17 protein-coding genes and 2 pseudogenes are annotated in these 14518 nt (G+C 29.7%); 8 read left to right on the top strand and 11 right to left on the bottom strand.

Features of this window, described 5'->3' with window-relative positions; all coding sequences use genetic code 11:
* Positions 1 to 169: 169 nt before the first annotated feature.
* The 5 genes from porX (at position 170) to BST83_RS05070 (ending at position 4271) form a co-directional block, all read left to right on the top strand.
* Positions 170 to 1717, top strand: coding sequence for a T9SS response regulator signal transducer PorX (gene porX / locus BST83_RS05090; protein WP_104808854.1), 1548 nt, complete (start codon positions 170 to 172; stop codon positions 1715 to 1717).
* Positions 1718 to 1825: 108 nt separating this feature from the next.
* On the top strand, positions 1826 to 2233 hold the full coding sequence (gene tsaE, locus BST83_RS05085) for a tRNA (adenosine(37)-N6)-threonylcarbamoyltransferase complex ATPase subunit type 1 TsaE (RefSeq protein ID WP_104808853.1): 408 nt from the start codon (positions 1826 to 1828) through the stop codon (positions 2231 to 2233).
* 7 nt (positions 2234 to 2240) lie between these two features.
* The gene (locus BST83_RS05080) at positions 2241 to 3437 is read left to right on the top strand and encodes an alanine dehydrogenase (protein WP_104808852.1); all 1197 of its coding nucleotides are present in this window, start codon (positions 2241 to 2243) and stop codon (positions 3435 to 3437) included.
* 172 nt (positions 3438 to 3609) lie between these two features.
* Positions 3610 to 3846, top strand: a complete 237-nt coding sequence (locus tag BST83_RS05075; RefSeq protein WP_170062741.1) for a T9SS type B sorting domain-containing protein — start codon at positions 3610 to 3612, stop codon at positions 3844 to 3846.
* Positions 3847 to 3902: 56 nt separating this feature from the next.
* On the top strand, positions 3903 to 4271 hold the full coding sequence (locus BST83_RS05070) for a DUF4258 domain-containing protein (RefSeq protein WP_104808850.1): 369 nt from the start codon (positions 3903 to 3905) through the stop codon (positions 4269 to 4271).
* A gap of 8 nt (positions 4272 to 4279) precedes the next feature.
* On the opposite strand, the gene BST83_RS05065 is transcribed toward BST83_RS05070, so the two are convergent.
* Positions 4280 to 4963 carry a TrmH family RNA methyltransferase gene (locus BST83_RS05065; RefSeq protein ID WP_240614664.1) on the bottom strand — a complete coding sequence of 228 codons (684 nt, stop codon included), beginning with the start codon at positions 4961 to 4963 and terminating at the stop codon, positions 4280 to 4282.
* Between the two features lie 51 nt (positions 4964 to 5014).
* Here BST83_RS05065 and BST83_RS05060 point away from each other — a divergent pair, with 51 nt between their 5' ends.
* The gene (locus BST83_RS05060; RefSeq protein ID WP_104810794.1) at positions 5015 to 5698 is read left to right on the top strand and encodes an SIR2 family NAD-dependent protein deacylase; all 684 of its coding nucleotides are present in this window, start codon (positions 5015 to 5017) and stop codon (positions 5696 to 5698) included.
* A gap of 57 nt (positions 5699 to 5755) precedes the next feature.
* On the opposite strand, the gene BST83_RS05055 is transcribed toward BST83_RS05060, so the two are convergent.
* The 6 genes from BST83_RS05055 to BST83_RS21385 all read right to left on the bottom strand — a co-directional run bounded on the left by BST83_RS05055 (position 5756) and on the right by BST83_RS21385 (position 8093).
* A complete protein-coding gene (locus BST83_RS05055; protein WP_104808848.1) occupies positions 5756 to 6460 on the bottom strand; it encodes a LytR/AlgR family response regulator transcription factor in 705 nt (234 codons plus the stop codon).
* Between the two features lie 4 nt (positions 6461 to 6464).
* A complete protein-coding gene (locus BST83_RS05050; RefSeq protein ID WP_104808847.1) occupies positions 6465 to 6788 on the bottom strand; it encodes an Hpt domain-containing protein in 324 nt (107 codons plus the stop codon).
* Between the two features lie 2 nt (positions 6789 to 6790).
* Entirely contained in the window at positions 6791 to 7126 is a 336-nt protein-coding gene (locus tag BST83_RS20495; protein WP_302849474.1) for a sensor histidine kinase, read from the bottom strand.
* Between the two features lie 112 nt (positions 7127 to 7238).
* Positions 7239 to 7382 carry a hypothetical protein gene (locus BST83_RS20490; RefSeq protein WP_240614662.1) on the bottom strand — a complete coding sequence of 48 codons (144 nt, stop codon included), beginning with the start codon at positions 7380 to 7382 and terminating at the stop codon, positions 7239 to 7241.
* A gap of 245 nt (positions 7383 to 7627) precedes the next feature.
* The gene (locus BST83_RS20485) at positions 7628 to 7774 is read right to left on the bottom strand and encodes a hypothetical protein (protein ID WP_240614661.1); all 147 of its coding nucleotides are present in this window, start codon (positions 7772 to 7774) and stop codon (positions 7628 to 7630) included.
* A gap of 160 nt (positions 7775 to 7934) precedes the next feature.
* A complete protein-coding gene (locus BST83_RS21385; RefSeq protein WP_367889187.1) occupies positions 7935 to 8093 on the bottom strand; it encodes a hypothetical protein in 159 nt (52 codons plus the stop codon).
* 43 nt (positions 8094 to 8136) lie between these two features.
* Here BST83_RS21385 and BST83_RS20480 point away from each other — a divergent pair.
* A pseudogene (locus BST83_RS20480) lies at positions 8137 to 8247 on the top strand (IS1595 family transposase); the annotation flags it as partial.
* 727 nt (positions 8248 to 8974) lie between these two features.
* Here BST83_RS20480 and BST83_RS05035 read toward each other — a convergent pair.
* From BST83_RS05035 to BST83_RS05025, 3 genes and pseudogenes are all read right to left on the bottom strand, one after another.
* Positions 8975 to 9388: a response regulator gene (locus BST83_RS05035; protein ID WP_104808846.1), complete on the bottom strand. Its 414-nt coding sequence runs from the start codon at positions 9386 to 9388 to the stop codon at positions 8975 to 8977.
* A 168-nt stretch (positions 9389 to 9556) separates the two neighbouring features.
* Positions 9557 to 10024: a DUF6495 family protein gene (locus tag BST83_RS05030; protein WP_104808845.1), complete on the bottom strand. Its 468-nt coding sequence runs from the start codon at positions 10022 to 10024 to the stop codon at positions 9557 to 9559.
* A gap of 62 nt (positions 10025 to 10086) precedes the next feature.
* Positions 10087 to 12806, bottom strand: a pseudogene (locus tag BST83_RS05025) (TonB-dependent receptor domain-containing protein); the annotation flags it as partial.
* A 100-nt stretch (positions 12807 to 12906) separates the two neighbouring features.
* Here BST83_RS05025 and BST83_RS05020 point away from each other — a divergent pair.
* A complete protein-coding gene (locus BST83_RS05020) occupies positions 12907 to 13950 on the top strand; it encodes an IS5 family transposase (RefSeq protein WP_104808844.1) in 1044 nt (347 codons plus the stop codon).
* A 129-nt stretch (positions 13951 to 14079) separates the two neighbouring features.
* On the opposite strand, the gene BST83_RS05015 is transcribed toward BST83_RS05020, so the two are convergent.
* Complete coding sequence (locus BST83_RS05015) at positions 14080 to 14451, bottom strand: carboxypeptidase-like regulatory domain-containing protein (RefSeq protein ID WP_302849473.1); 372 nt, start codon at positions 14449 to 14451, stop codon at positions 14080 to 14082.
* Positions 14452 to 14518: the final 67 nt, after the last annotated feature.

The following is a 14518-nucleotide window of genomic DNA, read 5'->3' as shown; positions in this document are numbered from 1 at the left end:
CGTATGCAAAATACGACTTAATGACACGAATTTGCAAACTTTTGATTTTGGATTTTTTAAATTATCTGTAAATTGATTACAAAGCTAGAATTGGCAATATTTTATCATTATAAAGCATCAAAAAAAATAACAATACCGTATTTTTAACGTTAGAAATTAAAAACGAACTATGAGCAACATACAAATTTTATGGGTTGATGATGAAATTGAATTATTAAAACCTCACATTCTTTTTCTTGAACTTAAAAATTATAAAGTTACGACCTGTACAAATGGTGCTGATGCAATCGATTTAGTTGATGAAAATAATTTTGATATTGTTTTTTTGGATGAAAATATGCCTGGCTTATCAGGTTTGGATACACTTGCAGAAATCAAGCAGAAGCAGACAAATTTACCTGTTGTTATGATTACTAAAAGTGAAGAGGAATATATTATGGAAGAAGCGATTGGTTCTAAAATTGCTGATTATTTAATAAAACCTGTAAATCCGAATCAGATTTTATTAAGCTTAAAAAAAAACTTAGACCATTCTAGATTGGTTTCAGAAAAAACAACTTCTAATTATCAGCAAGAATTTAGAAAAATCACAATGGATTTAGCAATGGTAAATAGCTATCAAGATTGGATTGAACTCTATAAAAAATTGGTTCATTGGGAATTAGAACTAGAAAACATTAGTGATTCTGGTATGTTGGGTATCTTAGAAAGTCAGAAACAAGAAGCTAATAATCAGTTTTTTAAATTCATTAAAAAAAATTACGAAGATTTTTTAACGGCACATGATAAACCTACATTTTCACATACCTTATTTAAAGACTATGTTGTTCCACAGTTAAGCAAAGACCAAGGTGTTTTATGGGTTATAATTGATAATTTGCGTTATGATCAATACCGGGTTTTAGAACCTTTGATTAATAATTATTATAAAAAAGAGCAAGAATATTCGTATTTCTCTATTTTACCAACGGCAACACAATATGCTAGGAATGCCATTTTTTCTGGTTTGATGCCTTCAGAAATGGAAAAACGTCATCCAAATTTTTGGAAAAATGATACAGATGAAGGCGGAATGAATTTATTTGAGAATGAATTTTTAACTGCTCAAATAAAACGATTAAGTTTAGATATTAAACACGAATATTATAAAATAACTACTTTAAAAGGTGGTAAAGAATTAGCCGATAATTTTAACGGAACAAAGCAAAACGATTTAACCGCTGTTGTTTATAATTTTGTTGATATGCTTTCACATTCTAAAACAGAAATGGAAGTTATTAAAGAGCTAGCCGGTGATGATAAGGCTTACAGAAGTTTAACGTTAAGTTGGTTTAAAAACTCACCGTTGTTCGAAATTATTCAAAAAGCGCAGCAATTAGGTCAGAAATTAGTTATTACCACAGACCACGGAACGATTAATTGTAAAAATCCTACAAAGGTAATTGGCGATAAAAATATCAGTTCAAATTTACGTTATAAAACAGGTAGAAGTTTAAGCTATGAAGAAAAAGACGTCTATGCTGTTAGAAACCCTAAAGACATATTTTTGCCTACCGCTGCTATGAATAGTCCATTTATTTTCGCAAAAGAGGACTTATTTTTTGCGTATCCAAATAACTTTAATCACTTTGTAAAATATTATAGAAACACTTATCAACATGGAGGGGTTTCATTGGAAGAAGTAATTATTCCTTGCGCTGTTTATAGTCCGAAGTAAATTAGTTGGCAGTATTTAGTTAAATTTTTTAGTGGAGGTTTACAGTAGCTGCTAAAACAAGTGAAAAAATATTTCCACTAAAATAAAAAGTCTTTCTATTTTTGCTAAATGAACAAAAACTATTCTTTAGAAAATTTATCTGAAGTTGCAACTGAGCTTATTTCATCCGCAAAAAACAAAACATTATTGTTTTATGGGCAAATGGGAGTTGGAAAAACGACTCTGATTAAAGAAATCTGTAAGCAATTAGGTGTTTTAGATACGATCTCCTCTCCTACTTTTTCGTTGGTAAATGAATATGAAACATCAAAAAGCGAAAAAGTTTTCCATTTTGATTTCTACAGGATTGCGCAAGAAGAAGAAGCACTAGATATGGGAATTGAAGAATATTTTGACAATAATGATTGGTGTTTAATTGAATGGCCAGAAAATATAGAAAATTTATTACCTTTAGATGCTGTAGAAATTCATCTTTCAATTTTAGAGAATCAAAATCGCAACATTCAAATAAAATAACCAAACCATGAGTCAGTTTTCTCCTTTTAGTAAAGAAGAGTTATTACCACAAGCAGAAATGCTAGAAATAAAAAAGCAAAAAGGAGAACTTTTTATAGGCTTACCTAAAGAAACTCATTTGGGCGAAAAAAGGGTTTGCTTAACACCAGATGCAGTTACGGCACTAACATCACATGGTCATAGAATTGTTATAGAAACAGGTGCTGGCGATGGCTCAAATTATACCGATAAAGAATATTCTGAGGCTGGTGCAAAAATTTCTTACGATGTCAAAGAAGCTTTTAAATGCAAAATTGTATTAAAAGTTGCCCCACCAACAGAAGAAGAAATCGAATATATAAATCCGCAAACAATTTTAATTTCTTCACTTCAATTAAAAACACAAACCAAAAAATATTTTGAAAATTTAGCAAAAAAAAGAATTACTGCGGTAGCTTTTGATTTTATAAAAGATGAACAAGAAACCTTCCCAATTGTAAAATCTTTGAGCGAAATTGCAGGAACTGCTTCTGTGTTAATTGCTGGTGAATTAATGAGCGGCGTTAATAAAGGAAATGGGCTGTTATTTGGCAATATTAGTGGCGTTCCGCCAACAAGCGTTGTTATTTTTGGAGCAGGAACTGTTGGAGAATATGCTGCTAGAACTGCTATAGGATTAGGAGCTAGGGTAAAAGTTTTTGATAACTCTATTACTAAACTTCGTAAGCTTCAACATTCTTTACCTGCCCCTATTTATACATCTACAATACAGCCAAAATCAATTGCAAAAGCATTGATGAGATGCGATGTCGCTATTGGTGCAATTAGGGGTAGAAATAGATCGCCAATTATTGCTACAGAAACAATGATTGAACAAATGAAAGAAGGTGCTATTATTGTGGATGTAAGTATAGATAGAGGCGGTTGCTTTGAAACATCTAATGTAACCAACCACAATATACCTACTTTTGTGAAACATGGTGTAATTCATTATTGTGTGCCTAACATTCCCGCGCGTTATGCAAGAACTGCTACTTTATCTATAAGTAATATTTTTACGCCTTATTTATTAAATATTGCGGAAGAGGGCGGCTTTGAAAATGCTGTACGTTATGATAAAAGCCTCAGAAATGGGATGTATTATTATCATGGGGTTTTAACAAATAAAACAGTTGCCGACTGGTTTGACTTGCCATTTAGAGATATTAATTTGTTGATTTTATAAAAAAGAAAAAACCTATAGTACATCTTCAAAATTTTTATCACTTTCATTAATTACTAAAAATTCGAGATTTAATTATTTAGTTGAACCCCCGAAAAACTAACTCTAATGAATATTGTCGATAAGACAAAAGATTCGTTCGGTAAGTATTTTAATCAGTAGAATTCCCCGAAGTTTGCGTCGGGGAATTCTACTGATTAAAGATTTAGAAAAGAACCCAGAAGCGATTATCCGTGTATACGATCGGTTTGGTCTTTTAGTTACTCAATTTAAAGCACTGGAGCAAGGTTGGAAAGGCTTTTATAAAAATAGAAAAAAGTCATTGCCAAATTCTTATTGGTTTAAAGTAAACTTTTTATTTAAAGAAGCGTTAAGAGATTTTCACGCGTATTTTTCTCTCGAAAGAAATTAACAAATTTAAGATGTCTTCTATAAAATTCAATTATTTTTGTGACTCATAATTTAAGGATGTTAATAAAAAGAATAGGATATTTTTTAATAGGAGTTTCAATCAGTTCTGTAGGCGTTTACTTTTTTTGGCAAAAGAAAAAAGCAACTTTCGATTACGGCATGGATTCAAGAACTCTAAAAAGTATCAGAATTAAAAAAAGAGTATTTTCTGACGATGCAAAGCGCGTAATGCTAAATTCTGATATTGATTCAACTAAAATTTCTACTATTTTATATACTGGTGATGTAGATTTTAATAAAAGTAAACCAAGAAAAAAACCTTGTGCAGAATATTATATTAATGGAAACAGAGATTTAGAAAATGTAAGTTTATACGTTTCTAGATGTGATTCTATTTCTACGATTGAAAAAATAATTATTGAATAACTATTCGTTTAAAAGTTTAGATTCGTAAAATTTTCTTCAATTACATCACTATTTTTAATAGAATTTTTTAACCAATCAAAGTACAATTCTTCTTTTTCTTCTTTTGATAATTGCCAATCAATATCAGACATTCTTAATTTTGTAGTTACATCTTGTAAAATAATTGCCGCAGCTACAGAAATATTTAGGCTTTCTGTAAAACCAACCATTGGTATATTTAAAAACCCATCTGCATTTTCTTTTACAAAATCAGAAATTCCTTCTGTTTCTTCACCAAATACGAATGCCGTTTTTTTACTGATGTCAAAATCTTTTAATAAACAAGAATCATTATGTGGACTGGTTGCTATAATTTGATACCCTTCTTCTCTTAAATTATCAAAACAAATTCGTGTGTTATTTCCGTCTGATTTATAGCGTTTCGAAGTAATCCATTTTTGAGAACCTTTTGCTACATATTTAGAAATTCTGTTAATATACTTATTTTCAACAGTATGTAAATCTTGAACTCCAAAAATATCACAAGTTCTTAAAACTGCACTTGCATTGTGTGGCTGACTAATATCCTCCAAAACAACTGTAAAGTGACAAGTTCTATCAGCTATCACTTTTTTATATAAGGTTTTCCTTTTATCTGTTAAATAACTTTCAAAAAGATTTAATAATTCTTTATCAATCATAGTAACAAACATATAATTATTATTTTTACCTTCATAGAAAGAATTTAAAATACATTAAAATTGATTAAAAAATTAGTTGTCTTAACGGGCGCAGGAATATCCGCTGAAAGCGGAATACATACTTTTAGAGATTCCGATGGTTTGTGGGAAGGACATGATGTTATGCAAGTTGCTACTCCAGAAGGATTTGAAGCAAATCCAAAATTAGTTTTAGATTTTTACAATGAACGAAGAAAACAACTGTTAGAACTTCATCCAAATAAATCACATTACAATTTAGTAGATTTAGAAAAAAACTTTGATGTTGACATTATTACCCAGAATGTTGATGATTTACATGAAAGAGCTGGCAGTTCTAATATTACACATTTACATGGAGAACTCTTAAAAGTGAGAAGTTCTGTTGATGAATCAATAATTTTAGATTGGAATAAGGATTTAGTTTTAGGCGATTTTTGCAGTAAAAAGAGTCAATTAAGACCTCATATTGTTTGGTTTGGAGAAATGGTGACTATGTTAGATAAAGCAGTTGAAATTACTAAGAAAGCAGATGTTTTGGCAATTATAGGTGCCTCAATGCAAGTGTATCCTGCGGCAAGTTTAATAGATTATATAAAACCAAATACTCCAATTTATTTTGTGGATCCAAAACCTTCTATTTCTGAAAGTAATTTTAAAAATCTTACAATTATAGCGAATGTTGCTAGTTTAGGCACCCAGAAACTAAAAAAGTTACTAAATAATTAGTAACTCTTTTTTTTAAAAAAAAATTATCCCTGAATTAGATAGACCAAAATTTAGAAACTATAATAGATCTAAACGTTTCATTAACTCTGGCCTATTAGAACGACTTACAGGTACAACGTCATTTTTAATTAAGACGCTGTTGTCTTCTATATCTATTATTTTCTTAACATTTATAATATATGAACGATGCACTTTTAAAAATAAAGAATCTGGTAATTTTTCTTCTATTTTTTTTAAGGTAGAATGCACCACATAATTTTTACCCTCTGTTTTAATATTTATATAATCTCCTTTCGCTTCAATTAAATAGATGCTTGATAAATCAATTTTTATTAACCTCCTATCTATGTTCACATAAAAGTCGTTTTTAACCTTATAGCCTTTTGTACTAATAGTTTTAGCTTTACTAAGTTGCAGTTTTTCGGCCTTTAATACTGCTTTTTCAAAGCGATGTAATTCTATTGGTTTTAACAAATAATCTACAATAAAATCGTATTCAAAAGCTTCTATCGCAAACTTAGGATCTGAAGTGGTGAAGATTATTTTAGGTGGATCTTTTAATGTTTTTATAAAATCTAAGCCAGTAAAATTTGGCATGTGAATATCTAAAAAGATAAGATCTACACGATTTTCGTTCAAAAATTTAATTGCTTCAATAGCATTCGTAAATTCTTGTAAGATATTTAATGATTCTATTTGATTACAAAGAGTTCTAACTATAACTCTCGCCATCTTTTCATCATCAATAATAATACAATTCATAGCCTTAAATTGTTTTTAAATATTTAGAAATTGCTGTTAAAATTTCATCAAAATCTTGCTCTTCTTTTAAATTTAAAATATTTTGACGAAGATTATGTTCAAAATTATTAGCCTTTTTGTAACTCTTTTCGAGTCCTAAAATACTGAATTTATGCTTAATTCGATGAACATTATCTTTAATTTTTTTAAAATCTTTATTTTTTAAACTTTTATAGTACGCTACTTTTTCGCCTGGAAACTCATTTTTAATGACTTCTATCAAGGTATTCTTAATAGAATCATCTCCCCTAGCCAGCTGCTCTATATATAACAAATTTGGTTTTTCCATATTTATTTTAATAATGTAAAATAGAAAGTAGTTTCTTCATTCTGTTTAGATTTTAACCAAATTTCTCCTAGATGTGTTTCTACAGTTTTCTTTACTATTGATAAACCAATACCAGTAGAATTAAAATCGTTGTCTAATTTTTGAAATGCTATAAATATTTTATCAAAATACTGTTTTTCTATGCCTTTACCGATATCTGTAATAAAAAATTGCCAATATTTATCGTTACTCAAAAAGTTAATCTCTACAAGGCCATCGCTCTTTTTGTCATTAAACTTTATAGCATTATCAATAAGGTTATAAAATAAAAGCTTCACTCTATACTGATCTCCTTTTATGATAGGTAACGTATTTGGAATTAAAATCCTTACTTCATCTGGATTATTAATGGTTCATAAAATGTTATCCATCAAAACATTTAAATCTAAATTATAAAGTGTTTTTTCTGCTTTACCAATGGTTGAGTATTCTAAAATACCTCCTAATTAATGTATCCATTTTCTCTATATTTTCTCTAATTAAATTTACAACTTCATTTCCAGCTTTACCCAAAGCATCTAAATAATCTTCCTTCATCCAACTGGTTAAGGGCATCGATACTTTGCAAAGGGAACTTTAAGTCAAGAGAGACCATGTGCGCATATTCATTTAATTCTTCATTCTGACGCTATAAATTTAATACAAGTTTGTCTTTTTCTTTATTTATTTCAATGATTTCTTTCATTTGATTTTCAATAAATTCAACTAATTCCAAGAAATATTGACCAACTAATTTAGGACCAACTTTTTAAGACATAAAACTTTAGTGTATTTATAACACTATTAAGTTTGGTTATAATTTATTTTTGTGCTTCTGATTCCTCTCTTAATTGTTTGTTAGAGCTAAAAAGTTCTTCAGAACTTATAGGCGCTGCCCTTCGAAGCATAACAAACTGGTCGTCTAAAGTAGTGTAAGATTTATTTATGGCATCTAAAAATTCGTGCATATCTTTATTACACTGAAAGCCTTTAGGTAAAAATTTTCTTATTTGTCTTTTTAAAAGTGGATTAATTATTCACTAATTAGGGTAATAACTATTGATTGATTATGCAGTTGACGATTCATTTCTGCGTTAAAAGGCGCAATTTCTCCAAAGGCAAAAAACCTCAAATTGTGGTATCTTTACCAACTTCTTCTTCTTCTTCTTCTTCTTCTTCTTCTTCTTCTTCTCTTTGATCTAGTACTAATTTCCTTCCAATGCAACTAATTAAAATAGCAAGTTCCGGTTTATTTTTTCTGAGTTCTATAGCTTGTGTTGCGCAAATTTCTGCAGCGTTTACGATATTGTCTGCATTTGTAACTGTTAAGTTTACAAGTAATCGATCACAATTTCAACAAAGCATCCTTCCTAAAACAATACAGAGAATGGCAATAGCTAAACCGATTTATCAAAGTTACATAAAACAGACGCTAAGCGTATTACTCAAAATATTTTTATCTTGTAATATTAATCTGTTCCCAAACACAAAAAGTAAAGTCACTTTTAAAGTACGTTTTTTGCTTAAAAATTTAAATTTTTTAGTTCCAGTTTTTTATAAATTGTACGGTTCTCATTTTTCTGTTCTTCGAGGGATTAAATAAATTTTAAAGCTACCTTTTTAGTTTTAGCCAATTTATTTGGGAAGGTATAGCTAACTTGAGTAAAATCTTCTTTTGTTTTTTCTATATTGATAATGAACTATGAGTTAAACTATTTAAAAAAGTATTCATAAAAACGATACTAAAATAGCACTGTGAATCTCAAATTTTAATGCCATTATTAAAAAATTAAAACCTTCTTCAAAAGTAATTGTTGGAATTTTAAATTTAATTGAAATTTCTCTTATTTTTAAATAGATATTATTTTCTATAGATAGAATTCTAGCTATTAGATCGTTGTTAAATTTAATAAAACCAGAATGGTTCTTTTTAAAAACTGCCTTATAAATACTTTTAATAGTTCATGAATAAATTATCATTTGGAATCCATAAAATATCACTTAAATTTTAAAGTAAAATTAGCTTTTCAGAGAAGCGATAAGTACAATTAATTAGATGAAGGAACTTTTAAATCTTAACAAGATTTAGAAATAATTCTAATACTTATTTCTAGACAAGATTATTCTTGAACTAACTTTAAAAATTTAGTGGATAAAACTACTTTTATTTAAGCCTGAATTAACTCATTAACGCTCCAATAAGACAAAACTACTTCTATCTTTTTAAGGTAATCTTCATACTTTAAGGGTTTTAAAATATAACCAGAGATACCTGTTATATAGCATTCTAATAAATCTTTTTGATTACTAGATGTGGTTAATATAATAGTGGGAATATGTTTTAATTCATCACTTGCTTTTATGATTCTAAGAAATTCAATGCCATTTATTTTAGGCATGTTTAAATCTAATAGAATAATATCAGGAATATTAGCGCTGTTTTCTAAAAATTTAAGTGCTTCTTCACCGTTTTTTGCTTCATGTATCATATGCTTTAAATTTAAAAACGAAATAGTTCTTTTCATTTTCATTATTTCAATCAAATTATCTTCAACTAATAAAACTTTTAAACTTTTTTCCATTTTTATATATTTTGTTGCAAAAACGAAACTAAAGTACCATTAAAGAGAATTATTTTTACCTAAAGAATGGTTAAAAGCAAAATTATAAAGACAAAAGACCTATATCTATCGATGAACTGTTTTTTTTTTATCAAAAAAATAAATACTAAAAGTATACTGAAAATAAATTTAACTTACTAAGCTATTAAAATATTCGAAAATTTCACCTTTAGAAATGGAACTTCCTTTTTCAATTAAATCAAAAATTTCTAAATTTCTTTCAGATTGATATGCTTTTGAACCTTTAAAAACATCAACTGAATTATCCATAGGGTTTTGCATCAACCATTCAAAACCTTCTTGTTTTAATAAGTCAATATCCCAATTTATTTTGATAGCAATTCTATGCACTACCTTTTCATCACATTTAAATAAGTTAGCAGTAGTTTCAGAAAAATGTTCTACATAGCTTGTTTTTGATAAAACATCATCCCAAACAACATCAGAAAAAACATTCATTTCATCTTCTGCAACCGTTGGTTTTTCTTTTTTAATTTGATTCCATTCTTTTACATCGATACTTTGGGATGCTAAAAAACGTGCAAATTCTTCGTGTAAACTTTCAAATTGTTCTTTGGTAAGTTGTCTGTATTTCATATTCTATTATAAAAAAAACCGCCCAGTTATGGGCGGTTCAAATATCTAATTTTTTAAACGATTTAGAAAATATATCTTAATCCTATTTGCGCTTGCCAACGAGATCTTAAATCTGATACCGGAATATAAGTTTTAGTTAAATTAGAATCAAAAGTATACGTAGGTACTCTTGTTGTTGCATCTACAGAAACACCTAATGGTTGTAAATTTCTTGCTTGCTGTACAACCCCCAATTAGAATTAATTAAATTTCCAAGATTTAAAACATCTAAACTAATTTGAATAGTGTTTTGTTCATCTTTTGAAACATTAAAATTAATATCTTGTAATACTTTTAAATCCCAACGACCTGTCCAAGGTGCTAAAGCTCCATAGCGCTCAACATATTGACCTCTTCTTCCACTCAAGTAATCATCTTGTTTAATATATGATTCAAAAGCTGAAGATTGTCCTGCTCCTGAGAACTGCATTTGTGTAAGTTCTGATGCAGTTGGTACATATAATAAATCGTTAAGGTTAGAACCATCATTATTAATATCCCCACCGTACGTGTAATTGAATCTTCCTCCTTTTGCATATTCAAAAAATGTAGCAAATGTTGTTGGAGAATTTTCACCAAAAAAGTTAAACTTTTTAGAAACTACTCCTATTACTCTATGTGTATTTCCATATTTAGAAAAAGCTAAAACATCTGTGTTAGCATCACCTATAACAGGATTAAAAGCAAATGCATCTCCAGTAATTTCTGCTTCAATAGAATTCACATCTTTAGAATTTACATGACTATAAGCTATGTTCGCATATAAACCATTATCAAACGTTTTTTCAACTTTTGTAGAGAAACTATAAGTTCTCCCTTTGTTTGAATTTGTAAAAACAAAAGCGCTATTTCCTTTATCTGTATCTAAATAATAAGCTCTATTATCTGCACCTGTCAAAGTTCCCGTAGGGCTTCTTAAACCCCAATTTTGTACGTGTGCACCATTTAAATCTTTAGTATACGAAACATCCCCAGAAACTATATAACCACTTTCTAATTTGTAATCTAAACCAACATTAGTTCTCCATACTTGTGGAAATTTAAAATCTGGATCAACGGCTTGATAAAAGAATACTTCTGGATTTCCAATCTGGTTTCCTAACCAAACGAAAGGTAAACGACCTGTAAAAACTCCTGTACCTCCTCTAACTTGAATTGTACCTTCTCCGTTTGCATCCCAATTAAAACCTACTCTAGGGGAAACCAACCATTGATTTGTTGGCATTTTTCTATTATCTAATTTAACTGTTTCTCCTGTATTAGGATTATAATATGGAATATCTGGCACAAAACAACAAGCATTATCAATTACGTTTTGCGCTTTTTGTGAAGAATCAAAAAACAGAGGTTTATCGAAACGAATACCGTACGTTAATTTTAGATTATCGTTAACTTCCCATTCATCTTGAACATAAAATGCTAATTGACCTACATTTGTCTCTGCTAAAGCAAAACCTCCTGGATTTCCCGTGCCATTCGCTAGTCTATCATTATTTGCCGCTATAGCAGCATTAAATTGTCCTTGATAATTAGCGACTAAAGCTGCTGCTGCTGATGGGTTACCAACAGTATTCCTAAAATCACTTATGTCACCACTAGGAAAGAAAACTCCTTGTGCTCCATAAGCACCTAAATTAAACGAGTTATCAAATTCAAATTTCTCAAAAGCAAAGCCTACTGTATATGTATGGTCTCCTTTAAAAAAAGTCATATTATTTGTAATTTGAAAAACTTTTTGTTGTAAATTATTATTTATTGAAAATGGCTCATGACCAGCAATAATATAATTAGATCCACCACTTAAAAGTGTAATTGTTGGCGCAGGTGAAGATAATGCATTTCTAAAATCATCAAAATGCGTATAACCCACTTGTAGCTTATTTGTAGTTTCATCATTAAAAGAAGAATTAAGTTCAACTAAAAATGAATTGATATTATTATTAATTTCATATCCTGTGTTTTCAAATTGAAGGGTTGTAGCACTTGGTCCTCTAAAGCCTAAAGCTGTTGGGTGTGCAGGTTTTTCTTTTGATGCTGTTAAAAAATTATAAACAAAAGACACTCTATGTTTGTCGTTAATATTATAATCTAATTTAAACAATCCTTTAGTTGATTGTGCATCATAAGTAAATCCTCGATAAGTTCCTGGATCATAAAACTCGCCATTACCAATATTAACTTGAGATAAAATACCGCTAACTAACTGCATATCTGACTCCAACACTCTCGACTCATTGATTGCACCACTTCCTGTGTTTGGCTGAAAAGCAGAACCTAGTTCACTTACTTCATCCTTTTCGAAATTTGCAAAAAAGAATAATTTATTTTTAATAATTGGTCCACCTACGCTTACACCGTATTGATTTTGTTTTAAACTTGGTTTAAAAACTTTTTCTCCATTTACTTTTCCACCGGTTAAATCTTCATTTCTAAAGAAACCATAGACTGTACCTTTAAATTCATTTGTACCACTTTTTGTTACAGCATTTACAGAAGCTCCAGTAAACCCTGATTGAGTAACATCATAAGGAGCTACAGAAACTGATATTTGTTCAATTGCATCTAATGAAACTGGCTGAGAATCTGTTTGCCCTCCAGGTGTTGCTGCATCTAATCCAAAAGGGTTATTAAATATTGACCCGTCTAAAGAAAAATTATTGAATTGGTCATTTCTACCACCAAAAGAACCATTACTTGCAGTAGGCTCTAACCTTGTAAAGTCTGCTGCAGATCGCGAAATTGAGACCGTTGCAAGGAAGTGCCTAATAAAAAGCACAAAAATAACACGTTATTATTTATGTTAAATATTTGATTGTAAGTATATTAATCTGTAAATTTAGTGTATGAAAATACAAAAACAACCAACTTTAGCCGATAGCATTTGTGATTTACGAGCAAGAAAAATTAAAAAGACATTTTTCACCCAAATAAACACCCTTATCGATTGGGATACGATCTCTATCCTAATAAATAATGATTATTTAAAAGGAAAAAGTGCCACTGGCAAGCCTTCTTATGATGGGACATTACTTTTTAAAATGTGTCTTTTACAAAGTTGGTATGGTTTAAGCGATTATGAAGTTGAAGACCGAATAAATGACAGTCTTTCCTTTAGTTATTTTTGTGGGATGACCATTGAACAGGTTGCTCCAGATCATAGTACTTTAAGTAGGTTTAGAACCGCATTAACCAAAACACAAACCTTCGAAAAATTATTTACCTCCATAAACAAACAGCTAGAAGCACATAATATCATTGTAAAAACAGGTTTAATAATAGACGCTAGTGTAATAGATACGCCACTTAGACCAAAAGGAAAAACAAATTTTAAGGTAACCGAAGACCGCTGTGCAGACCAAGTAGAAGTACACAAAGAATATCCAGATAGTGTCGATAAAGAGGGTACTTGGTTAAAGAAAAGAGGAAAGTACCATTTTGGGTTTAAAAAGCATCATGTAACGGATAACGAAGGACTTGTTCTAGGAGTACTAACCACAACTGCGAGCAAAAATGAGATTGCAAATTTGGAGGAAGTTCTAGAAACTGTAAATGTAGCATTACCAAAAGACATCCCTCTAAAGGCAGATAAAGGGTACCAATCAAAGAAAAATGTTGCGATTTTAAAGAAGCGTAATTTAAAGAATCATATCCTTAAAAAGGCGGTAAAAAATAAACCGTTAACAAAATGGGAAACTAGATTCAATAAATTAATAGGAAAAACAAGGTTTAAAGTAGAACGTACTTTTGGAGGAATAAAATTATGGTTTAAAGGTGGAATTGCAAGATACAGAGGGATGAAAAAAATGCATACACAAAATTTGATGGAGGCAATGTGCTATAATTTATATCGAAGTCCAGGGATATTTGCGTCTAATTGTAAAAATTAAGGAAAAATGAAGCCTAAAAAAGGCATTTACTCACTTAAAATAGAAAAAAAATAGCATAATCGATGTTGTAGCTAAAAAAAAGGGAACTCTAAAAAGTAAAAATAATTAAGTTCGCTTTTTGCAACGGTCTTAAATTGTTGGTAATATTTTTAATTGAACAGCACTAATACTTGTCTGAGATCCAGTTCTATCTTTATTAAAAATTTTGTTTTTTGAAGATGAAATAATAATTTCATCTAAAGTTTCTCCGCTATCAGTAAGTGTTCCATTTACTTCTGCAGTTTTACCTAATGTTAAAAATATATTATTTACAACTTGTTCTTTATAGCCTAAATAACTAAAAGTTATACTATAAGGCCCTCCAACTCTTAAGTTTGGTATGGTATACTTACCATTATCTTGAGTTGTAGTACCAGATACAGATCCGGTAGGTACATGCATAACAACAATATTGGCGCCAAATAAAGTTTCTCCGTTATTGTCAATAACCGTTCCCTTAATCTTTGAAGTAGTTATTTGTGCATTTGAGCTATAACTAAAGATTAAGGTTACTAAAAATAAAAAAATA

Source organism: Polaribacter filamentus, assembly GCF_002943715.1.
GTDB lineage: Bacteria > Bacteroidota > Bacteroidia > Flavobacteriales > Flavobacteriaceae > Polaribacter > Polaribacter filamentus.
The sequence above is the reverse complement of the archived record's forward strand: the minus strand, read 5'-3'. Positions and strand labels throughout refer to the sequence as shown.

Bases quoted from the DNA above. Each gene is read 5' to 3' on its own strand.
- porX (WP_104808854.1), top strand. From the start codon at position 170: ATGAGCAACATACAAATTTTATGGGTTGATGATGAAATTGAATTATTA.
- tsaE (WP_104808853.1), top strand. From the start codon at position 1,826: ATGAACAAAAACTATTCTTTAGAAAATTTATCTGAAGTTGCAACTGAG.
- BST83_RS05080 (WP_104808852.1), top strand. From the start codon at position 2,241: ATGAGTCAGTTTTCTCCTTTTAGTAAAGAAGAGTTATTACCACAAGCA.
- BST83_RS05070 (WP_104808850.1), top strand. From the start codon at position 3,903: ATGTTAATAAAAAGAATAGGATATTTTTTAATAGGAGTTTCAATCAGT.
- BST83_RS05065 (WP_240614664.1), bottom strand. From the start codon at position 4,963: ATGTTTGTTACTATGATTGATAAAGAATTATTAAATCTTTTTGAAAGT.
- BST83_RS05055 (WP_104808848.1), bottom strand. From the start codon at position 6,460: ATGAATTGTATTATTATTGATGATGAAAAGATGGCGAGAGTTATAGTT.
- BST83_RS05050 (WP_104808847.1), bottom strand. From the start codon at position 6,788: ATGGAAAAACCAAATTTGTTATATATAGAGCAGCTGGCTAGGGGAGAT.
- BST83_RS20490 (WP_240614662.1), bottom strand. From the start codon at position 7,382: ATGCCCTTAACCAGTTGGATGAAGGAAGATTATTTAGATGCTTTGGGT.
- BST83_RS20485 (WP_240614661.1), bottom strand. From the start codon at position 7,774: ATGCACGAATTTTTAGATGCCATAAATAAATCTTACACTACTTTAGAC.
- BST83_RS05035 (WP_104808846.1), bottom strand. From the start codon at position 9,388: ATGGAAAAAAGTTTAAAAGTTTTATTAGTTGAAGATAATTTGATTGAA.
- BST83_RS05030 (WP_104808845.1), bottom strand. From the start codon at position 10,024: ATGAAATACAGACAACTTACCAAAGAACAATTTGAAAGTTTACACGAA.
- BST83_RS05020 (WP_104808844.1), top strand. From the start codon at position 12,907: ATGAAAATACAAAAACAACCAACTTTAGCCGATAGCATTTGTGATTTA.